The 20,656-nt window shown below is 63.7% G+C and carries 18 protein-coding genes; 9 read left to right on the top strand and 9 right to left on the bottom strand.

The features are described 5' to 3' along the window. Nucleotides 1–166: 166 nt before the first annotated feature. From V5738_RS05045 to V5738_RS05035, 3 genes are read right to left on the bottom strand one after another with little or no spacing between them, the layout of a single operon-like run. Nucleotides 167–1,351 carry an MFS transporter gene (locus tag V5738_RS05045; RefSeq protein ID WP_423823320.1) on the bottom strand — a complete coding sequence of 395 codons (1,185 nt, stop codon included), beginning with the start codon at nt 1,349–1,351 and terminating at the stop codon, nt 167–169. Continuing rightward, nucleotides 1,348–1,998: a lipoprotein insertase outer membrane protein LolB gene (gene lolB / locus V5738_RS05040; RefSeq protein WP_423823319.1), complete on the bottom strand. Its 651-nt coding sequence runs from the start codon at nt 1,996–1,998 to the stop codon at nt 1,348–1,350. Before lolB ends, V5738_RS05045 begins: the two co-directional genes overlap by 4 nt. Then, on the bottom strand, nt 1,995–3,713 hold the full coding sequence (locus V5738_RS05035; RefSeq protein ID WP_423823318.1) for a tetratricopeptide repeat protein: 1,719 nt from the start codon (nt 3,711–3,713) through the stop codon (nt 1,995–1,997). The genes lolB and V5738_RS05035 overlap by 4 nt, the downstream gene beginning before the upstream one ends. 82 nt (nt 3,714–3,795) lie before the next feature. Here V5738_RS05035 and hemA point away from each other — a divergent pair, with 82 nt between their 5' ends. From hemA to prmC, 3 genes are all read left to right on the top strand, one after another. Next, nucleotides 3,796–5,094, top strand: coding sequence for a glutamyl-tRNA reductase (gene hemA, locus V5738_RS05030; protein ID WP_423823317.1), 1,299 nt, complete (start codon nt 3,796–3,798; stop codon nt 5,092–5,094). Nucleotides 5,095–5,281: 187 nt separating this feature from the next. After that, nucleotides 5,282–6,367 (top strand): peptide chain release factor 1, encoded by a 1,086-nt coding sequence (gene prfA / locus V5738_RS05025; protein ID WP_423823316.1) that lies wholly within the window; start codon nt 5,282–5,284, stop codon nt 6,365–6,367. A gap of 7 nt (nt 6,368–6,374) precedes the next feature. Then, nucleotides 6,375–7,214, top strand: a complete 840-nt coding sequence (gene prmC, locus V5738_RS05020; protein ID WP_423823315.1) for a peptide chain release factor N(5)-glutamine methyltransferase — start codon at nt 6,375–6,377, stop codon at nt 7,212–7,214. Between the two features lie 185 nt (nt 7,215–7,399). On the opposite strand, the gene V5738_RS05015 is transcribed toward prmC, so the two are convergent. The 4 genes from V5738_RS05015 to V5738_RS05000 form a co-directional block, all read right to left on the bottom strand. Continuing rightward, nucleotides 7,400–7,693, bottom strand: a complete 294-nt coding sequence (locus tag V5738_RS05015) for a circadian clock KaiB family protein (RefSeq protein WP_423823314.1) — start codon at nt 7,691–7,693, stop codon at nt 7,400–7,402. Nucleotides 7,694–7,700: 7 nt separating this feature from the next. Continuing rightward, complete coding sequence (gene kaiC / locus V5738_RS05010) at nt 7,701–9,443, bottom strand: circadian clock protein KaiC (RefSeq protein ID WP_423823313.1); 1,743 nt, start codon at nt 9,441–9,443, stop codon at nt 7,701–7,703. After that, complete coding sequence (locus V5738_RS05005; protein ID WP_423823312.1) at nt 9,433–11,574, bottom strand: putative bifunctional diguanylate cyclase/phosphodiesterase; 2,142 nt, start codon at nt 11,572–11,574, stop codon at nt 9,433–9,435. The genes kaiC and V5738_RS05005 overlap by 11 nt, the downstream gene beginning before the upstream one ends. A gap of 200 nt (nt 11,575–11,774) precedes the next feature. After that, a complete protein-coding gene (locus V5738_RS05000; protein WP_423823311.1) occupies nt 11,775–12,788 on the bottom strand; it encodes an isocitrate dehydrogenase in 1,014 nt (337 codons plus the stop codon). 149 nt (nt 12,789–12,937) lie between these two features. Here V5738_RS05000 and V5738_RS04995 point away from each other — a divergent pair, with 149 nt between their 5' ends. The 6 genes from V5738_RS04995 to wrbA all read left to right on the top strand — a co-directional run bounded on the left by V5738_RS04995 (nt 12,938) and on the right by wrbA (nt 18,523). Further along, on the top strand, nt 12,938–13,468 hold the full coding sequence (locus V5738_RS04995; protein WP_423823310.1) for a L,D-transpeptidase family protein: 531 nt from the start codon (nt 12,938–12,940) through the stop codon (nt 13,466–13,468). After that, complete coding sequence (locus tag V5738_RS04990) at nt 13,465–14,463, top strand: cation transporter (protein WP_423823309.1); 999 nt, start codon at nt 13,465–13,467, stop codon at nt 14,461–14,463. The genes V5738_RS04995 and V5738_RS04990 overlap by 4 nt, the downstream gene beginning before the upstream one ends. Beyond that, nucleotides 14,460–14,906 (top strand): Mov34/MPN/PAD-1 family protein, encoded by a 447-nt coding sequence (locus V5738_RS04985; protein WP_423823308.1) that lies wholly within the window; start codon nt 14,460–14,462, stop codon nt 14,904–14,906. The genes V5738_RS04990 and V5738_RS04985 overlap by 4 nt, the downstream gene beginning before the upstream one ends. Nucleotides 14,907–15,264: 358 nt before the next feature. Then, complete coding sequence (locus V5738_RS04980; RefSeq protein WP_423823307.1) at nt 15,265–16,971, top strand: proline--tRNA ligase; 1,707 nt, start codon at nt 15,265–15,267, stop codon at nt 16,969–16,971. A gap of 130 nt (nt 16,972–17,101) precedes the next feature. Further along, nucleotides 17,102–17,677 carry a lytic transglycosylase domain-containing protein gene (locus tag V5738_RS04975; protein WP_423823306.1) on the top strand — a complete coding sequence of 192 codons (576 nt, stop codon included), beginning with the start codon at nt 17,102–17,104 and terminating at the stop codon, nt 17,675–17,677. Between the two features lie 243 nt (nt 17,678–17,920). Beyond that, a complete protein-coding gene (gene wrbA, locus V5738_RS04970) occupies nt 17,921–18,523 on the top strand; it encodes an NAD(P)H:quinone oxidoreductase (protein ID WP_423823305.1) in 603 nt (200 codons plus the stop codon). A 30-nt stretch (nt 18,524–18,553) separates the two neighbouring features. Here wrbA and hda read toward each other — a convergent pair whose 3' ends face one another. Together hda and V5738_RS04960 are read right to left on the bottom strand one after the other, a co-directional pair. Continuing rightward, nucleotides 18,554–19,249, bottom strand: coding sequence for a DnaA regulatory inactivator Hda (hda, locus tag V5738_RS04965; protein WP_423823304.1), 696 nt, complete (start codon nt 19,247–19,249; stop codon nt 18,554–18,556). Between the two features lie 336 nt (nt 19,250–19,585). Further along, nucleotides 19,586–20,632 carry an AI-2E family transporter gene (locus tag V5738_RS04960; protein ID WP_423823303.1) on the bottom strand — a complete coding sequence of 349 codons (1,047 nt, stop codon included), beginning with the start codon at nt 20,630–20,632 and terminating at the stop codon, nt 19,586–19,588. Between the last annotated feature and the right edge of the window lie 24 nt (nt 20,633–20,656).

The raw sequence follows: 20,656 nt of genomic DNA, 5'->3' as shown, positions 1-20,656 counted from the left end.
CAAAGCGCCGGACGAGCGGAGCGCCGCGGCCGCCTGGGCACGCCACCGTCCAGCTCTGCGGTTTGATCTGCCTGTGTTCGTTGCACGATGTTCGAGCGCACAGCGCCGGCCCATATCGTCTATAGCTCGGTTCGTAGCGGGCACTTGACGAGCGCAGCGGCCCTGCTCATTCGTTCGAGGCATGCTGCGGCACCCATATCGCAAGGACAGCGGCCGCCAGCGCCGCGGCTGCTGCGAGCATGAAACCCGCCGCGGCGCCGGCGCTATCGACCAATGGACCGACGCCGATCACGGCCACGGCCCCCAAGGCATTGGCCAGCCCCAGCGCCAACCCGGAACCAAAGGAACGGTTTTCCGGCAGCACGTCCTGGGCGATCAAGATGGTCAGCGGCAGGGTCGCAAACAGCGCAATCCCCAGTACCGCGGTCAACACCCATAGTCCTATCCCGTCGACCCAGCCCAGCCCGGCCGCGCACGGCGCGACGATCAGCATCGATCCGATCAACAATGCCCGCGATCCGAGTCGATCAGCGAGCCAGCCACCACTGAGATTGCCGAACACGCCGACTACGAGCAGTACGGTAATCAGGCTTGCGCCGGCGGTCAGCGATCCCCCGTCTGCCGACCACATCAGCGGCAACAGCGTGACCGAGCAGAAGATAACGAATGCTCGCAGCGCACAATAGCCCACTAAGCGCGCCAGCGGCCCGATATGGATACGCCAGGCGATCGGCTCGGCCTGAGGCGAACGCGGCGTCAACGCCGGCGCACAAGACCACACCACCGCCAAGCTCAACAGACCGGGCACGGCCAGCAGGCCGAGCCAGGCTAACCCCCCCAGCGAAACACACAGACCGGCCAAAACCGGCCATACACCGCGCCCGATCTCGCCGCCCACTAAGAAAATCGACATGGCTAAACCCTGGCGGGTATCGGCCAGTTGGCGCACCCCGGCCAGCGCCTGGGGATGAAACATGGCGTTCGATACGCCGATCAGGGCCAACACGGCAATCAGCGCTGCCGGGCTGGCCACCCAGCCCACGAGACCAGCCCCCAACGACGACCCCAGCAAACCGAACAGGACCAGACTGCGCCCACCGATGCGGTCGCCGATCAGGCCCACGAACGGCTGTAATCCTTGCCCGACCAGAAGAGCGGCCATCAACGTACCGGCCAAGGCGATCGGCAGATGCAATCCGACCAGAATGGCTGGCAATACCCCCGGTAGGAAATTGGCGGCCCCATCGTTGACGAAGTGCGCCCAGCTCAGACCGCCCAGCCGGACCCGCGGATCGCTGCCTGCTGTAACCACCGAGCTCGGTGCCGCCGTGGCACTGGCTCGCCAGGTCAATTCTGGTGACCGGCGTCGGTGGCGGCCCCGGAAGTCGCTTTCAGATCGAACCAGCGATCCACGACCAGCCGAATACGGGTATCGCCGTTATCCAGCACGATGCGCTCGGGCAGAGCCGTCGGCGCACCGCTCGGCCGGGTATAGTCGAGATACGACACGGTCCAGCCGGCTTGCGTCAGCGATCGCAGCCGCCCTGCCTCGTCGACCGAAATCTCGTCGTATCCGCCTGGCGCGGGCAGCCCGCGGGCCCAATAGCTCAACGGCTCGAGCGGGAACGACCAGCCCAGGGTCTGTTCGACCAGCGCATCCGGGTCGTCGGTCACGAAATGCTTACCGTCATCGGTATCAATGGTCACTCGGTCCAGCGTGCCGTGCGCGCGCATGCCGCCCGCGCCCAACGGGCCGGCCAGGCGCACATCGAAACGCGGCGCCTGTTCACGCCAACTCAGATTCCCGGTCCAGCCGAGCAGCTGACCGGTCGCCACCCGGCCCTGCAACGACCAATTCGAGAACTGATCAAGAGTATTCTGGCGCACCTGCCAAGCGCTACTGTTGGCTACCCCGGGTTCACTGGGCGCTGGCTCGTGGATGATCGCACAGCCGCCCAACCAGGCCACCATAGCGACCAGCAATAAAAATGTCCTCATGAACTCAGCCGCTTGATGGTTTGCTTGAGTGTCGTGTTGCCCGGGTACTTGGCCATTGCCTTGTCCCATATCTGACGCGCGGCCTCATGATCGCCCTGCTGCCAGCGCACTTCACCCAGATGCGCGGCAATCTCAGGATCGCTGCTGCCCTGGTAGGCGCGCTCCAGATGCTTGCGGGCCGATGTCAGCTTGCCTTGCTTGTACTCCACCCAGCCCAGGCTATCGAGCACCGCAGGGTTGTCGGGGTCCTGCGCCAACGACTTACGGATATAGCGCTCGGCCACGGCATAGTCGTGGCCGTGATTGGTCAGCAAATAGCCAAGCGCGTTCAAGGCCGCCGGATTGTCGTCGTCCTTGGATAAAATCTTTTTCAGGTCGGCCTTGGCCTGCTCGATCCGGCCGAGCCGCTCGTAGACCAACGAGCGTGAATACAGCAGATCGCCATCCTCGGGCTGATCGGCCAGTGCCTGATTATAGACCGCCAACGCTTTTTTCGGCTGCCCCGCCTCGACCAACAGTCCGCCCTCGACGGCATGCAATCGTGCGCTCTGGTCCGGATACTGTTCGGCCAGCTCGTGAAGCTGCTTGCGCGCCCCGGCCAGATCTCCTTGTCGATACCGGATCTGGGCAGTCCGCACCTCGGCCTGGAAAGCATGGTCGCCTTCGGTCACGCGTTCGTACCAGTCGCGTGCCTTGGCCGGCTGCTCCCGACGTTCGGCGATCACACCGAGATAGAAGGCCGCATCATCGCGATGCGAATCGGCCTCGTAAAGCTGCTGGAACTGGGTGGCGGCCGTATCCAGCGCGTTATGAGACAGCGCGACCAATCCCAGGCCGTAGCGTGCGTCGTGAAAATCGGGATCGATCGACACGGCCTGTTTGAACTCATCCAGCCCGGCCTGGTTCTTACCGGCCTGCAGCAACATGCGCGCCAGCGCGACATGGTATTGGGCTCGATCGTTTTTGCTTCCGGACAAACCGTCGACGCGCTGACGTGCGCGCTCGAAGTGGCCCTGGCGCACGTCAATCGCTGTGCGTAACAGTGCTGCCTCGGCCCAGCCCGGATCGGTGTCGACCGCCTGGGCCGCTGCCTGGGCCGCCACATCCAATCGATTGTAATTCAAGGCTAAACGTCCCAACGCATACTGGGCGGCCGCATCGCCGGCATGCGCTGAGGCCAGTTTCTGCAGCACGCTGACCGCCAAATCCGCCTTGGCCGGCTTGTCGCTCAGGATCTGCGCCAGCACTTCGTAACCGGCCCGCGACGACTCGGCACTGGCGACCAACGCCGAGGCCGCCCGTGCCAGCCCTTTTGCATCGTCGTTGACGAAGGCCAGGCGCACGGCCGCGCGCTGGGCCTGTTCGTCATCGGGTCGGGCTTGGGCCCAGACCTGTGCAGCCCGATAAGCCAGATCATGGCGGTTGGCGGCCAGTGCGATCTGGGTCGCTCGCTTGGCCAGTGCCGGATCCTCGGAAGACGACAGCGCCGCCACATAGGCCTGGGCCGCGCGCTGCGTATCGCCCGCGGTCAACGCCAGTTCGCCGAGCAGTATCTGGTACTCGCCCCGGGCTCGGGCGTTGGCATCGAAATGCTCGCGCAACGACAGCGGCGCTGCGATCGACGCATCGCCGAATGGGTTGTCGGCGACCGCGGCCGCTGGCCAGCCGGCACCCAAGCCAAGCACGCCCGCCAGTATGGCGCTGACGGCCAGCACGGGGCGCCGTCGATAGTTTGCATGCCTAGAACTTGTCATCATGAATACCCCAGACCTATCGCGCGCACGGTAGAATGAGCCCATGTCGCTGCTGACCGTGGGCCTCAATCACCATACCGCTCCGTTGTCGATTCGCGAAGCGGTCGCTTTTCCGGCGGATCAGTTTGCCAGTGCATTGGACGAGTTTCTGCGTCTGCCCCAAATTCGGGAAGGCGCGATTCTATCGACCTGCAACCGCACTGAGCTTTACGCGATCGTCGACGACCACGCGACCCATGCGGAAGACGCCCTGCTGCGCGAATGGCTGTGCCGGCAACGCGGGCTCGAGCACAACAGCATGGCCGGCTGTTTCTATATTCATCACGGCCGCGATGTGGTGCGCCACAGCCTGCGGGTCGCCGCCGGCCTAGATTCCATGATCCTGGGCGAGCCGCAGATTCTTGGCCAGATGAAAGACGCCTATCGCTCGGCTCAGGCCGCACGCGGCGCGGGCCCGTTGCTCACGCGCCTGTTCGAGCACAGCTTTACGGTCGCCAAAGCCGTACGCAGCCGCACCGACATCGGCGCCAACCCGGTGTCGGTGGCCTATGCCGGGGTGAGTCTGGCGCGCCAGATCTTCACCGATGTGGCCAGTTCCTGCGCGATGATGATCGGCGCCGGCGAGACCATCGAGCTGACTGCACGCTATCTGTCCGAAATTGGCGTGTCCCGGATGATCTTTGCCAATCGCAGCCTCGATAAGGCCCAGGAACTGGCTACCCGCTACCGCGGCTATGCAATCTCGCTCGACGATATCCCCGCCCATCTGGCCGAAGCCGATCTGTTGATCGCCTCGACCGCCGCCCCTGGGTATCTGGTGCATACCGCCGATCTGAAAAACGCTCTCCGCCAGCGCCGTCGCAAGCCGATGTTCGTACTCGACTTGGCCGTACCCCGGGATATCGAACCCAGTGCGGCCCGGTTGGAAGACATCTATCTGTATTCGGTCGACGACCTGCAGAGCGTGATCGACGAAAACAAACGCTCGCGGGCCGCGGCTGCCACCCAGGCCGACCAGATCATCGAAGCCCGGATCGACGAGTATCTAGAGTGGGTCGACTCCCGCCAGGCCACCGACACGATCCGCGCCATGCGGGCGGCGGCCGAGGCCAACCGAGCCGAAGTCATGGATCGGGCACGCCGCGAACTGGCGCGGGGCACCGACCCCGAGACCGTGCTCGAGGACGTCTCGCGGCGACTGACCAACAAGCTCATGCACGCTCCCAGTGCCACCCTGCGCAAAGCGGTCGGCGCCCGCCAACAACGGCTGCTCGGCCCGGCGCGCGAATTGTTCGACCTCGATGACGAAGAAGACGATACCGGCTCGTCGAATGCGACTTGAGCGCGTCCCGCAGCGGCCGCATGAGCGTCCATCCCATCGATTCGAATGTGGTTGGCCGACAGGCGCCGACCGCGGCCAGTGTCGCTCGCCGCGCCAACTCGGCTACACTGCGCGCGCGACGCGCCAAGGGATCACATCGATTCCAGCCGGCGGCGTCCGTTTTTCCGACAACCGGGCCTGACCCATCATGAAGGATTCTCTGCGCGCGAAACTCGAGGAACTGGTCGAACGCCACGAAGACTTGGCGCATTCCATGTCCGATCCCGAGGTCATCGGCGATCAGGACAAGTTCCGCCGAATGTCGCAGGAATACGCCCAGCTCGAATCGCTGGCCGCGGACTATCGCGCCTGGCGCGAACTGACCGACGAAATCGCCGATCTGGAAGAGATGGAGAACTCGGAGGAAGCCGAGTTGCGCGAGATGGCCGAGCTGGAACTGACCGAGGCTCGCGAACGGCTCAGCGAACTCGAAGCCGCCCTGCGCCGCCATCTGATCCCCAAAGATCCGAACGACGACGCCAATCTGTATCTGGAAATTCGGGCCGGTACCGGCGGTGACGAGGCGGCCCTGTTCGCCGGCGATCTGCTGCGGATGTATTCGACCTATGCCGAAAAACAAGGCTGGCGGGTCGAAATCCTGTCCGAGTCGTCCGGCGAACACGGCGGCTACAAGGAAGTGATTTCGCGAGTGATCGGCAGCGGTGCCTTTTCGCGGTTGAAGTTCGAATCCGGCGCACATCGCGTCCAGCGGGTACCGGCCACCGAATCCCAGGGGCGTATCCATACCTCGGCCTGCACCGTAGCGGTCCTGCCGGAGCAGAACGAGATCGAGGCAATCAAGATCGATCCAAACGAACTGCGTGTCGATACGTTCCGTGCCGCCGGCGCGGGCGGCCAGCACGTCAACAAAACCGACTCGGCGATCCGGATCACGCACCTGCCCACCGGCGTGGTGGTCGAATGCCAGCAGGAACGCTCGCAGCATAAAAACCGCGCCCGCGCGATGAGCCTGCTCCAGACCAAGCTACTGACCGCCGAGCAGGACAAGCAGGCCCAGGAACAGGCCGATGCCCGCAAGCGCCTGGTCGGCAGCGGCGATCGTTCGGAACGTATCCGGACCTATAACTTCCCTCAGGGCCGGGTCACCGACCACCGCATCAATCTCACCCTCTACAAGCTCGAGGATGTAATGCAGGGCAATCTCGACGAGATCGTCAATGCACTGGCCAGCGAGCACCAGGCCGATCTATTGGCCGAGATGGGGGCCGCTTAAGCCGACCGTGGGCGACACCCTCGACAGTGCTCGTCGCTGTGCGCGACAACAGCTGGCCGCGCACAGCGACAGCCCCGACCTGGATGCGCGCCGCTTACTCGAACATATCCTCGGCATCGGCGCGGTCGATTTCATCGCCCACCCGGAGCGCCGCCTGTCCGCAGCCGAACTCGAGCAGCTCGATGCCCTGCTGCAACGCCGGCTGGCGGGCGAACCGATCGCCTACCTGGTCGGCGAGATCGGATTCTGGACCCTCGACCTCCAGGTCGATGCCCGGGTTCTCGTGCCCCGTCCGGATACCGAAACCCTGGTTGAAGCCGTACTCGAAAGGCTCGACGATCAGCCCGCCACCGTGGCCGATCTCGGCACCGGCAGCGGTGCGATCGCTCTGGCACTGGCCAGCGAACGCCCGCATTGGCAGATCTGGGCAACCGATATCGATGCCGGCGCGCTCGACTGTGCGCAGGCCAACGCCGTACGGCTGGGCCTGACCAATCTATGCTTTGCCCAGGGCAGCTGGCTCGCCGCGCTGCCCTGCCAGAACTTCGATGCCATCGTCTCCAATCCGCCGTATATCGACTCGGGCGATCCTCACCTGCAGGCGCCAGCGCTGACCTACGAGCCGCAGCGTGCCCTGGTGGCTGCCGAACAAGGCCAGGCCGATCTCGCAAGTATTGCGGTCGCTGCCTGTTCGTACCTGCGCCCCGGCGGCTATCTGATGCTGGAGCATGGTTTCGAGCAGGGTCCGACGGTTCGAACCCTGCTCGAACCAGCGTTTGAGGCCATCGAGACCCTGCCCGATCTGGGCCGGCAGCCGCGGGTCACGCTGGGCCGACGCCCACTTTAGCGGGCAGCGTCGAGATATATGCGCGACAACGCGACTGCCATGGCTGTTGCTACACGCGCATAGCGGGGCGACTAGCCTCGGGGCATGACACGGTCGACGGCGGATCCATCATGGCATTCGGGCCGTATACGCAAACGGCCAAAGACCAGGCGCCGGGCATTTTCAGCCCAGCACCTCACTCCGCATCATTCGTCGACGGCCAGCACCGTGGCCAGTTCTTCTTGGTCGTACAAATCGCCAACATAGCGGCTGACTTCGTCGCCGTTATGGATGATCAACGTCGGCGTGGCCAGCAGATTCGATTCCAGCGCGCGATCCGGCTCGCGCAGTACGTCGACGATCTCGAGCACCGGGTCGATCTCATCGCCGTTTTCTTTCATCAGGGTCATGATGGCTCGACGGGCCCGGCGCGAACTGGGCGAATCGCCGGCCACGAACAGCAGGACTTTCATATGCTTTTTCGACGAGTCGTGGCTCACGCGTTCCTCAGTCAACTCCGTTCCACCCATCGTACTCTTCGCCTACGAAGCGCCGATCGTTGGCATCGGCGCCACGGCTGCGCAGCAGGCGCTCTGCGTAGTCGCCATGACGCTGGGCATTGTTTTGCTCCTGCCGGTCCAAGCGCTCTAGATGAGTGCGCTGCTGCTCGAGCTTTCGGCTCAAGGTCGTGATCTGCTCGGCAGTTTGATCGATCGATTCTTCAAGCTCGCCGCGACGCTTTTCGAAGGCTTCGACCTCCTGCTGTCGGCGCTCTTCGACTTCCTGCTCTTTCTGGATACGCGCCGTGCCCATCAACACGGTACCGCTGGCGATATAGACGTCGGCCAGATCCGGGCCGTCGCGGGTCAGTAGCAGTTCTCGCACTTGGTTGGAATGCGCAATGCCCCGCCCCTTGACCACGGTCAGCGCTCGGTTGCGCTCGCCCTGGTTAATGTTGAACGTCAGGTTGAGCCACACATCGGCGATCGTCGACACATGGCTTTCGGTCGCTTCGCTGAGCCGATCCTTGACCATGAGCAGCGACGTCAACACGAAGGTCACCCCGTGGCTTTTCGATAGATCCAGCAGGCGTTCGGTCACGTCTGCAGCCAGCTGATTGCCACCGGCTTTGGCCAAGGCTGAAATCGGATCGATGATGATGTGCTGTGGGTCGAACCGCTGGATTGCCCGACGGATGTCGATATAGTGCGCCTCGGCGCTGGTCGCGCCGGCCATCAGCCCCATGATCTCAAGCCGGCCCTCGGCGCACTGGGTTTCAAGATCGATACCCACCGAGCGCAGATTGGCCGCGATCTGCGGGCCGGCCTCGTCGAAGCTGATAAACAGTGCGCGTTCGCCGCGTTTGGCCATGGCCTCAGCGAATGAGGCCGCAAGCGTGGTTTTGGCTGTGCCCGGCGCGCCCGAGATCAGAATACTGCTGCCACGCACATAACCGCCGTCCAGCAGCGTATCCAGACGCCCGACACCGGTGGTGATCCGTTCGGTGATGGCCTGGTAGTCCATGCGTCGGTTTTCGCGCCGAGCGAGGATCACGCCCTCGGGCGTGATGACGAACGGCACTTCGGCGCTACTGCTCTGCCCACCCCGGATCTTGACCACACGCAGCGTGCGCCGGAAGGTGCGCTCATGAACCGTATTGCGCAACGTGACAACGCAGTCCGCGACATACGGCATATCGCGAAAATGCGTGGCCCCAGTGTTATCAGGCTGGTCGAGCTTGGCGGTAACGACCACGGCCACGCCACAGCCGGTCAGCCAGCGCTTGAGCCGGAACAGCTCGCGCATGGCGACCACCCGGTCGCCGAGCGTACCGAGCAGCGCATCCAGGCCGTCGATGACCACCCAACGCGCCCCGGTCTGGCGGATCTTGGCCTCGATCGAGGCCAGCAGGCCAGAAATTTCGAACCGGCCGACGTCTCGGAACTCGTCTTCGACCCGGGCGCCCAACAAGTGGATGGTGTCGCCGACTTTATCGGCCAACTCCCAGTTGAACGAGGCGTGATTGTCGATCAGCTCTTCCGGGCTTTCCTCGAACCCGACCACGACCCCGGGCAGGCCGGCCATCGCATTATTGACCACGACCTCCAGGGCCAACACGGTCTTGCCCACCCCGGTGCCGCCATACAATAGCGTCAGCCGCCGATCTGGCAGCCCGCCATCGAGCAGATTATCGAGCCCGTCGACATACGTCGGGAGCCGAGTCGTACCTCGTTCGCCGTTACTGGCCAAGTCGTGAATCCTTGCAACCCATCGAGGAAGGAAAGCCAGTGTGCACTGTCTGGTCCTGAACCGGCAAGACGGCGTGCTGGGCCAACAGCCACTGCAGGTCGTCCGGGACTAGGGGGATGCTGAACAGATACCCCTGGGCTTCCTCGCACTGCTTGTCGCGCAACCAAACCCGCTGGTCATCGGTTTCCACGCCTTCGGCGGTCACACGTATGCCTAGGCTGCGAGCCATACCGATGATCGTGCGGGTGATCGTGACGTCGCCTTCCTCGGCCGGGATACCGTCGACGAACGATTTGTCGATCTTGAGGTAATTGATCGGGAAACGCTTGAGATAATTGAGCGACGAATAACCGGTACCGAAATCGTCGAGCGCTACTGCTACGCCCATCTGTTCCAGCCGATAAAGCGTCTCCAGGGTAGTCCCGGCCTGCTCCATGAGCACCGTTTCGGTGATCTCCAGTTCCAGAAAGCGTCCTTCGAGACCGGTCTCTTCGAGAATTTCGAGCACCCGCTGGGCCAGATCGGTCTGACGGAACTGGCGCGCGGATAGATTCACCGCTACCCGCAGATCGTCGTAGCCCAGCCCGTGCAACCGCTTGAGCTCGTGACAGGCTTCACGTAATACCCATTCGCCGACCGACAAAATCAAGCCAGTCTCTTCCGCGATCGGAATGAAGTCGGCCGGCGAGACCATACCCAGCTCGGCGTTCTGCCAGCGCAGCAAAGCCTCGATACCGGTCACCCGCCCGGTCACCATATCTACGAACGGCTGGTAATAGACCCGAAATTCCTTGCGCTCCAGAGCCTGATGCAGGTTATTGCGCAAGCTGAGTACCCAGTGCGCATTCTCGTTCATTTCGGGCCGGTAGTATTCGTAGCGATCGTGCCCAAGCCGTTTGGCCCGATACATAGCCATATCGGCGTTGTGCAGCAGCACAGCCAGGTCGTGACCGTCTTCGGGATAGCAACTGATCCCGATACTGGCAGTGGTGAATACGGTCTGACCTTCGAGCGTCAGTGGCACCTTGAGCGCGGCCATGATCTTGCCGGCGACATAGGCTGCATCGCGCGGCCGGGCGATTGAATCGAGCAGGACCACGAACTCATCGCCGCCCTGGCGGGCCACGGTATCCCGCTCACCGACGATTGCCAGTAGGCGTCGGGCCACCAGCCTCAACAATTCGTCGCCAGCTGCATGGCCGAGCGAATCGTTGACGGCCTTGAAGCCGTCCAGATCAAGAAACAGCAGCGCCAGAAAGCGCCCTTCGCGAGCAGCATGCAATCGCGCGGCTTCGATGCGTTTCTCGATCAGGGTCCGGTTGGCGAGCCCGGTGAGCGCGTCGTAGTGGGCCAGATAGTCGATGCGTTCTTCATAAGCTTGATCGGCCGAACGGTCGCGAAACACGATCGCATAGCGCAGTCCGTTTTCGGTCGCGACCGACCGGATCTTGACCTGCGCAGGATATATGCTGCCATCCATACGATGACTGGCTATCTCGCATTCAACGATGCCTTTCTGACGTGCTTGGGCGATGAGCCGTTCGACGGTGGCCTCTGCACCATCCGCAGCCTCGCCCAGGCAGGGCTGCCGGCCGAGCGCCTCGGCCGACTGATGACCGGTAATCTCGGTATAGGCCTGATTGAGCGACAGCACCCGAGCATCAGCATCGACCACGAGCGCAGCCTGATCGACCTCATGCAACAAAGTGTTGGCCAACGACAAATCGCCGACATTACGGGCGCCCAAGGCTAGATCGCTCAGCCGTACGCCGACGAGCATCTCATCGTCAGCAGGCAACGCAAACGAAGTCGCACTCAATTCGGCAGCGCAGATCTGCCCATCAGCGCGCTGCAACGGCATGACCGTCGTGACATCGCCGTGCCCAGAGGCGACTTTAGCGATAAACGTATCGACTTGGCTGGGTTCGACATCCAGCAGACTCGCCAAATCCAGGGCCCGTAGCGTGGTGTGGGTATGCCCCAACAAAGCACAGGCTGCGCTATCGGCATGAACGATCGTGCCATCCCGTTCGACCACGACCAGACCACTGGGGCCGCTGGTCACCGGCTCGGCCGATAATCCACCCGCCGCCTCGATCTCGGCGCCCGCGGCCGCTCTAAGCTCGTCCATCACGTTCCCCAATACCGACAACCGCGGCAGGCACCCGTTACCGGCAGGGCTACACAACCGTGATGACTCGCTCGCATAAGCTAACCCCGGGGTCGATTCGGCCGACGCATCAGAACACTGTCGTTAGTGAACTGGATATAGGTAAGACATGCCCATAGCGGCCGGCAAGCCGCCCGCTATGGGCTCCAATTCGCTTGGCACTACTTGAGCCGCTCGACAACGGCTGCCGCGAAGTCGCGAGTACCGCCGTTACCGCCCAGATCCGGCGTGGTCCGGTCGCCCTCGGCGATCGCGCCGCGCACGGCGGTGCGAATCCGCTCGGCTTGGTCATTGCGGCCCAGGTGATCCAGCATCAGCGCGCTGGCCAAAATCACCGATGTCGGATTGGCGATCCCCTGCCCGGCGATATCGGGCGCACTGCCGTGTACGGCCTCGAACATGGCGTACTGGTCGCCGATATTGGCGCCTGGCGCCAACCCTAGGCCGCCGATCAAGCCGGCACACAGATCGGAAATGATGTCGCCGAACAAATTAGTCGTGACGATGACATCGAAATCTTCAGGGGCCATGACCAGCTTCATGGCACAGGCGTCGACGATCACTTCATCGTATTCGAGATCGTCGTATTCCTCGGCGACCTCGCGACCGACTTTGAGAAACAAGCCGGAGGTCGATTTCATGATGTTGGCCTTGTGCGCCAGCGTCACTTTCTTGCGGCCGTGCGAACGCGCCAGCTCGAAGGCAAACCGCACGATCTGCTCGGATTGTTCACGGGTGATCACCGACAGCGCTTCGGCCCGGTTGCCGTCGTCAACCACCACCTGGCCTTCGCCGGAATACATCCCGCCTTTGTTCTCGCGCACGGTGATGATGTCGACGTTGTCGTAGCGCGACTTCGTCCCCGGCAACGACATGGTCGGCCGCACATTGGCGTACAAATCGAAGCGCTGGCGCATGGATACGTTGACCGAACGATACCCCTGGCCGACCGGCGTGGTCACCGGCCCCTTGAGCACCAGACCGGTGCGTTCGATCGAATCGATCGCGGCCTGTGGCAACGGATCCGTCTCGCCAGCATCCAAGGCGGCCTGGCCGACCTCGGCATAGTCGTAATCGAAATCGAGATCAAGCGAGCCCAGGACTTCGAGCGCGGCATCCACGATATCCGGCCCGATACCGTCGCCCTTAATGACTGTCAACGGAGTGCTCGCCATAACCTATTCCCCTTGATCGATAGCCGAATCCGACGCCGAACTCAGCATCGCCTGGACCGATAAATGTGGCATTCTAACAGCATGTCGCCCCGATACTGGATAGGGGGCTTTTCGGATATTCGCCGACGGTTGATAAAGAGGATAGGTCGATGATGCGCACGGTCTCGCGGCTCGGCGTCACGCTGATGGCTGTTGCCCTGAACATCGCCGCCTTCTCCCTGGCGCAGGCGAGTTCGCCCCAGCCGGGCCAGCCGGAAGATGCAGCCCAGGCCGCCGACCTGGTCGTGGTCATGAAGTCTGAACGCGAGTTGTATCTATATCGCGACGGGCTGATTCTCGCCCAGTATCCGATCGCGCTCGGGCTGGCGCCGATCGGCACCAAGCGCATGCGCGGCGACGACAAAACTCCGATCGGTGCCTATACCCTGGACTGGCGCAATCCGAACAGCGATTTCCATCGCTCGATCCATATCTCGTATCCGGATGCCGAGGACCAGTCACGGGCCGCCGAGCTGGGGGTCTCCGCTGGCAACAACATCATGATTCACGGCCAGCCCGATTACGACGACCGCCCTCGCAGCGGCGACTGGACCCACGGCTGCATCGCGGTCTCGAATACTGCCATCGATCAGATCTGGGCCCGCGTTCCGGACGGCACCCCGATCCATATCTATCCGTGACCGAACGCTCGCGCCCACAGCCGCGCCGGCCTGGGCCACTGCCGGACGACAAAAAACATGAACTCGATCAGGCCCGTCGTCAGGAATGGGCGACCCTGGCCCTGCGTATCAGCGTCGTGGCCGCTTTATACGCTGCACTCGGCAGCAGCCAGGCTCTGCACGCGGTCTGGCTGAAAAGCCTGTGGTCGCTGTTGCCGCCGCTGGCTTTTCTCGCCGCGGCCCGGATCGAAGCCAAGCCTCCGACCGAGCGTTTTCCCTACGGTTTTTATCGAGCCGGCAGCATCGCATTTCTCACCGCTGCTCTGGCACTGACTTGCATGGGCGGCTATCTGTTGTTCGCCGGCATGCGCTCGCTGATCGAGCAGCACGAACCACAGCTGGCGACCATCGAAGCGATGGGCGGCTGGGCGCACTGGCATGGCTGGTGGATCATCGCAGCCCTGGGCTACAGCGTAGCCGTGCCCTGGATTGTCGGCCGCCGCCGCCAGCAACTCGCCATCGCCCTGCACGACAAAGGCCTGTATGCGGACGCTGCCATGGGCCGAGTGAACTGGCTGGCCGGCAGCGCGGCGATCATCGGCGTGCTCGGGATCGGCCTCGGGGTGTGGTGGCTAGACTACGCAGCGACCTTGGTGATCGCCGTTGACGTGCTTCGCCACGGCCTGCGGCATCTGTATACCGCGGTCTGCGACCTGATCGACGAAGTGCCCCGCCGCATTGGCAGCCAGACACCCGATCCGCTGGGCACCACAATCCGCGATTATCTCGAAGGCTGCGACTGGATCGCCGAGGCACGGGTACGCCTGCGCGAGGAAGGCCGACTGCTGACCGGTATCGCCCTGATCTGCCCTCACGAAAGCACCGCCACACTGGCGCGCTTCGAAGCCGCACGCGAGCACATCGAGCAGATGGACTGGCGACTACTCGATTTCCAGCTCGTGCCGGTCTGCGATACCACCTTCGAACGCTACTGCGTCGAGACCCGGCCGACGTGAGCGCCTGGTCCGACCTGAGCCTGCCGCATAACCTCCGAGAGCGCCTGGTCGCCGAGGCCCGGGCCGCCCCCGATATCGAAATCTGCGGTTTTTTAGCGCGCGGCGACGACGGGCTGATACGCCATATCATCACCAATCGCAGCGAACGCTTGGCGGATCGCTTCGATATGGACCCGGCCGAACAGATCGCGGCTTTTCGGTGCATGCGGGAACGACGGGCCCGGCTGATCGCGATCTATCATTCCCATCCGATCGGCGAGGCCGTGCCCTCCCGCCACGATATCCGTGGGCACAGCTACCCACAGGCCGCGGCCCTGATCATCGCCCCGCGGGCCCTGTCGGGGCCGGGTCTACGGGCCTGGCGTCTGGATGATGCTGGTGCCAAGGAGCTGGAGCTGACCTGGCATACCGGCGCCTGGCACGACGCCCGCGACGCCGATTAACGCACAAACATCCTTGCCAGGCCGTCTGCCGCTACCGGCAACACCGCTAGGGCATGTAGAGGTGTCGTCCGGGCGCCGCGTTGCGTCCCCCAATCGTAGCGCGCAAGGCTCGTAACGCGGCTCGACGCGATTTGGGGCAAGACCTGCGGGACAACGGCGGTTGCACCGCAATCCAGCGTTGCCGCTCACGGAAGTAGCACCACTACGCCGCACTCGCGGCGCGTCCCCTTACAGCCCAACAGCCCTGCACATAGCTCTGGGCGCCGATGCGCACGAGACCTCAACACGCCCTAGCGTATGAAACACCCCCTGCCCCTAGTAGAATCGCGGGCTCGATCCCATCAACCGCCCGCCGCTCATGCGTCTTTCCGCTTTTGCTCTGGCTACCACCAAGGAGACCCCGGCCGACGCCGAGATCGTCTCCCATCAACTGATGCTGCGTGCCGGCATGATCCGGCGCCTCGGTGCCGGTTTGTATAGCTGGTCGCCGCTGGGCATGCGGGTACTGCGCAAGGTCGAGGCCATCGTGCGCGAAGAAATGGACGCGATCGGCGCCCTGGAAATGCTCATGCCCGCTATCCAGCCGGCCGAGCTGTGGCGCGAAACCGGCCGCTGGGACTCCATGGGTCCGCTGATGCTGCGCATGACAGATCGCGCCGAGCGCGAATACTGCTTCGGCCCTACCCACGAAGAAGTCATCACCGACTACGTCAAACGCGATATCCGCAGCTACAAGCAGCTGCCGGTGACCTTCTACCAGATCCAGACCAAGTTCCGTGACGAGATCCGGCCGCGCTTCGGCTTGATGCGGGCCCGCGAATTCATCATGAAGGATGCCTATTCCTTTCATATGAACAGCGACGATCTCGGGCTTGAATACCAGAACATGCGCCGGGCCTATGTCGCAATCCTGGAACGCATGGGGCTGGACTATCGCGTGGTAGCGGCCGATTCCGGGGATATCGGCGGCGCCAAGTCCGAGGAATTCCATGTGCTGGCTCTTTCGGGCGAGGACGAACTCGCGGTCTCGACCGACGGCAGCTATGCCGCCAACATCGAGGCCGCCGCCACGGTCATGACCGAAGGCGAACGCGCTGCTCCCACCGGTGAGTTGAAAAAGATCGAAACGCCCGGGGTCACGACCATCGCTGGCCTGGCCGAACATATGGGCGTACCGGAGTCAGCCACGGCGAAATCGATCGTGGTGATGGGCGAATCCGGCGATCCGGTGCTGTTGATGCTGCGCGGTGATCATACTCTCAACGAGATCAAGGCCGAGGGCCTGGCCGGCATTGCCGCGCCTTTGACCATGGCCGATGAAGCCACTATCCGCACCCACTTCGGTGCCGGCCCCGGCTCGATCGGGCCGGTCAACACCAACGTCGAGGTGATCGCCGACTTTGCCCTCGCCCATGCCTCGGACATGGTGGTCGGCGCCAACTACGACGGTGCCCACTTCACCCACTTCAACTGGGGCCGCGATCATCCCGAGCCGCGCTTTGCCGATCTGCGTAACGTGGTTGCCGGCGATGCCAGCCCGAGCGGCGCCGGCACGCTCGAGATCCTGCGCGGCATCGAGGTCGGCCATGTCTTCCAGCTCGGCGACAAATACAGCCGAGCACTGGACCTGACCGTGCTCGACGAGGCCGGCAATGCGGTCGTGCCGGAGATGGGCTGCTATGGTTTCGGCGTTTCGCGGGTGGTCGCGGCGGCCATCGAACAATGCCACGACGAGTCCGGTATTTGCTGGCCGAGCGCGATCGCGCCATTCGAACTGGTCATCATCCCGATCAAGGCCGATAAATCGGCCGCGGTACGCGAAGCCTGCGAGACGCTGTATGCGGAACTCAAGGCCGCCGGCGTGGATGTCGCCTACGACGACCGTGGCCTGCGGCCGGGTCCGATGTTCGCCGACGCCGAGTTGATCGGCATCCCGCACCGGGTGGTGGTCTCCGACCGGGGGCTCGAATCTGGCATGCTGGAATACAAGGGCCGCAGCGACGCCGATGCCAGCGAGATCGCGCACGATGCCGCAGCCATCAAGGCCCAGGTCCACGGCAGCTGAATACGATCGGCGGCCAGCGGCCCGGATCGCGCCGACCGCCAGGCGACCGGGGCGCTCCGCTTGGGCCGCCGGCATCGGTGCAGCTTCCAATTGCCTGTTTCGAGTCGCAGACCACTGGCGACCGGGGCCGGTGGTCTGCGGCGCCGTACTGGCCGCCGGCATCGCGCTCGCCTCGCCGCCTGCCTCAGGCGCAGCTGCGGTGCCCGGGCACGTCGATCCAGCCATGCGGGCGGCGCTCAAGAAAGCCATCGCCGAGTCGCGCGGCTTTGATAATCGCTTCGACGCCGAGGTATGGCTGGTCGACATGTCACATCGGCTGGCTGCGCGCGTACCCAATGTCCAGCGTCGGCTGGCGTTATTGCGCGATGTTCATGCCGCAGCCGACGAAGCCGGCCTGTCGCCGCAGTTGGTGCTGGCTCTGATCCAGGTGGAATCCGGCTTCCAACGCTTTGCCCTGTCCTCGGCCGGCGCCGAGGGCCTGATGCAAATCATGCCCTTCTGGCGCAAAGAAATTGGCAAGCCGGACGACAACCTGTTCAAACGCCGAACCAATCTACGCTATGGCTGTACGATCCTGGCCTACTATCTGAAGCTCGAACACGGCGATCGCAGCCGTGCCCTGGCGCGTTACAACGGCAGTCTCGGCCAACTTTGGTACCCGATGCGCGTCGAGACTGCGCTACGTCGCGATTGGCAGATTCCTTGAACCCTTGGTGTGTCGCCGGCGCGTCGCACGACCGGCTCCGCGTTATCGACCGCGCCAATCGTCGCTCCTCGGCGAAGCCAGCCACGGCTTGTTCATAGTCCACGAAGCGCCTGCGCAGGGCTCGCCTACGCAATTCAATCAAAGCGGATGGCGCGACCGGTACCGACCGGGCCCGCAGCACCGGATTGGACGTCGACGCGCCGGATGCCCAGCATAGGCAGGCCAATCATCGTATCGCCTGTCATGAGCCGAGAAATCCTGGTCCTGTACTACAGTTACAACGGCGCCACCGAGCAACTGGCCAACGAAGTCGCGCGCGGGGTATCGCGGGTCGATGGCATGGCCGCGCGGGTGCGCACCGTCCCCCGGGTCTCGCCGACCATCGAAGCCAGCGAGCCGGCGGTCCCGGACGCCGGCGCACCCTATGCCGAACACGACGACCTGGAAGAATGCGCCGGTCTGATCCTGGGCTCACCAACCCGGTTCGGCAATATGGCGGCACCGTTGAAGTACTTCATCGATACGCTGTCCGGACAGTGGCTGTCCGGTACGCTGGCGAACAAGCCCGGCGCGGTCTTCACCTCGACCGGCAGCCTACATGGCGGCCAGGAAACGACGCTCATGTCGATGATGCTGCCGCTGCTGCATCACGGCATGCTGATCACCGGTCTGACCTATACCGCCGATGACCTACTCGCCGAAACCGACTCCGGCGGCACCCCCTATGGGGCCAGCCATGTCTCCGGCACTCTGGGTGACAAGCCGCTGACCGATATCGAAAAGAAACTGGCGCGTAATCTCGGCGCCCGGGTGGCTGAGACCGCGCGCAAACTGGCCCGCGACTGAAAAGCTGCCAACCCGAGAGCCGGGCGACCGCTAGCGCGACTCGCCCAGTGCCTGCTTGACGAACGGAATAGTCAGCCGGCGATGGGCCGACAACGACGCCTGATCGAGCGTATCGAGCACCTTCATCAACCCGGGCACATCGGCATCGCCGTGGCGGACCAGCCAGCGGGCAGTCGCCTGCGGCATATCCATGCCGCGCTGCGCGGCCCGGCGGATCAACAGGGCCTGCTTGTCGGCATCATCGAGCGGATGACACACCACCGAGCCCCCCCAGCCGAGTCGGCTGGCCAGATCGTCGAGTTCAAGCCCCAGCTCCCGGGGCACGGTCGGCCCGGCAGCCAGCAGCCGGCTGCCGCGAGCGCGCAGCTGATCGGACAGGCCAAGCAGGCCGATCTCGGCTTCGCGGTCGCCAGCGATCGCATCGACGTCGTCCACGCAGACACAGTCCATATCGCCCAAGCCTTCGATCAACGGCCCGATCGGCTCGGCCACCTGGGCTAGCGGCAGATACACGCTGCGCCGGCCGCTATCGCCGATTGCCCGGCAAGCAGCCTGGAGCAGATGAGTCTTGCCACTAGAGCGCGGCCCTGCGACGAACAAACGCTCGCTGCGCCCGGCCACGATTTCGGCGACCGCGGCTTTTGCATCCGCATTGGTTGCCCCCACGAACGCCTCGAGCGTTGCCGAGGCCGGCAGCTGGACACCGAGGATGAGCTGAACGGGCATACGGACCTGCCATACGTGTATCGACGGTCACCCGCCGGAAACGATGACCGGCCAGGGCCTGTTTTGGGTTGATGCGCGCGCCGCCATACGGCTGCCCGTCGTGCCCGATACGATCCAAGCGGTCGATCGCAGCCGCCCACGATCTAGACAAGTCACGCCCTCCGGCACGATTGGCAACGCCCCCTTTGCGCCACAGGCGCTGTCGTTATGCCAGGCCGGTTCGGCCGACCATGGCATGAGCGCCTCGGCTTACGGCCCCGACACGGACTCGAACGAAGCCAAAAACAGGCCCAGCATGCCGGGAGTTCGATGTTCGGGCAACCAAGCCCGCTGCGTTCAGTGCTGCAGGTACAGACGGCTGGCCCGCCAGCGTCGTCCGCCGTAGCGCACCAGTACTGCAATCACCGCGGCCGTCGGCAAGGCCATAAGCACGCCGATAAAGCCGAACAACTGGCCGCCGGCGAGCACCGCGAAGATCACCCATACCGGATGCAACCCGATGGCTTCGCCGAGCAGCAGCGGCTGCAACACCATCTGTTCCATCATTTGTCCGATACCGAACACCACGAATACCCAGACCACCTGGAACGGATCGCCGGTCTGCACGAGCATGGCCACGGTCGCCATCGTCAGGCCGCTGACCACCCCGACATAAGGCACGAAGCTGATCAGGCCAGCCCCGAAGCCGATCACCAACGCTAGATCGAGCCCGGCCAGCCACAGCCCGACGATATAGATCGAGCCGAGCACCAGCATCACCAGGGCCTGCCCGCGAATAAAATGGCCGAGCACCTGATCGGTTTCGACCGCCAAATCGGTAATGGTGCCGACATAGCGGCGCGGCAGCTGGGCCCGGATGAACGCGGTCATATGGTCCCAATCGCGCAGCAGATAGAACATGATCACCGGCACCAACAACAGGTTGATGGCCCAGGAAAACAAGGCTGTGCCGGAGGAAAACGCCTGCTTGGCCACGGCCGATGCCAGACCGCCGGCGCTGCCCCAGTTCTCGGTAATCAGTTGACGCAACGAATCGGCATTGATGCCGTCCACGCCCGGCGCCAGGCGACGAATCCAGGGATTGAACGTCTGTTGGGCCCAGTCGATATAGCGCGGCAGGCTCTGAATCAGGGTATTGAACTGGGCCTGCAGTACTGGCAGCAGCAGGAACATCATCAACGCTGAGATCAGGATCATCGCCAGGAATACGATGATCACGCCCAGCGTGCGCGTCAGCCGCAGCCGTTCCAGGCGATCGACGATCGGATCGCAGACGTAAGCCAGACCGGCGCCGAGTACGAAGGGCAGCAACATGCTGTGCAACAGCACCAGGATCAATACCACCCCGGCTGCTGCGATCAGGGCGAGTGTGCGACCGCGCATGGTTTCCTGCCTCGTTCGGCATCG

The sequence above is a fragment of the Salinisphaera sp. SPP-AMP-43 genome, assembly GCF_049568105.1.
Lineage (GTDB): Bacteria > Pseudomonadota > Gammaproteobacteria > Nevskiales > Salinisphaeraceae > Salinisphaera.
Note: the sequence above shows the minus strand (reverse complement) of the source record. Positions and strands in the feature narration are given on the sequence as shown.

Coding starts and splice junctions, on each gene's coding strand:
- lolB (WP_423823319.1), bottom strand. CDS start 1,998: ATGAGGACATTTTTATTGCTGGTCGCTATGGTGGCCTGGTTGGGCGGC.
- hemA (WP_423823317.1), top strand. CDS start 3,796: ATGTCGCTGCTGACCGTGGGCCTCAATCACCATACCGCTCCGTTGTCG.
- prfA (WP_423823316.1), top strand. CDS start 5,282: ATGAAGGATTCTCTGCGCGCGAAACTCGAGGAACTGGTCGAACGCCAC.
- V5738_RS05005 (WP_423823312.1), bottom strand. CDS start 11,574: ATGGACGAGCTTAGAGCGGCCGCGGGCGCCGAGATCGAGGCGGCGGGT.
- V5738_RS05000 (WP_423823311.1), bottom strand. CDS start 12,788: ATGGCGAGCACTCCGTTGACAGTCATTAAGGGCGACGGTATCGGGCCG.
- V5738_RS04995 (WP_423823310.1), top strand. CDS start 12,938: ATGATGCGCACGGTCTCGCGGCTCGGCGTCACGCTGATGGCTGTTGCC.
- V5738_RS04980 (WP_423823307.1), top strand. CDS start 15,265: ATGCGTCTTTCCGCTTTTGCTCTGGCTACCACCAAGGAGACCCCGGCC.
- wrbA (WP_423823305.1), top strand. CDS start 17,921: ATGAGCCGAGAAATCCTGGTCCTGTACTACAGTTACAACGGCGCCACC.
- hda (WP_423823304.1), bottom strand. CDS start 19,249: ATGCCCGTTCAGCTCATCCTCGGTGTCCAGCTGCCGGCCTCGGCAACG.
- V5738_RS04960 (WP_423823303.1), bottom strand. CDS start 20,632: ATGCGCGGTCGCACACTCGCCCTGATCGCAGCAGCCGGGGTGGTATTG.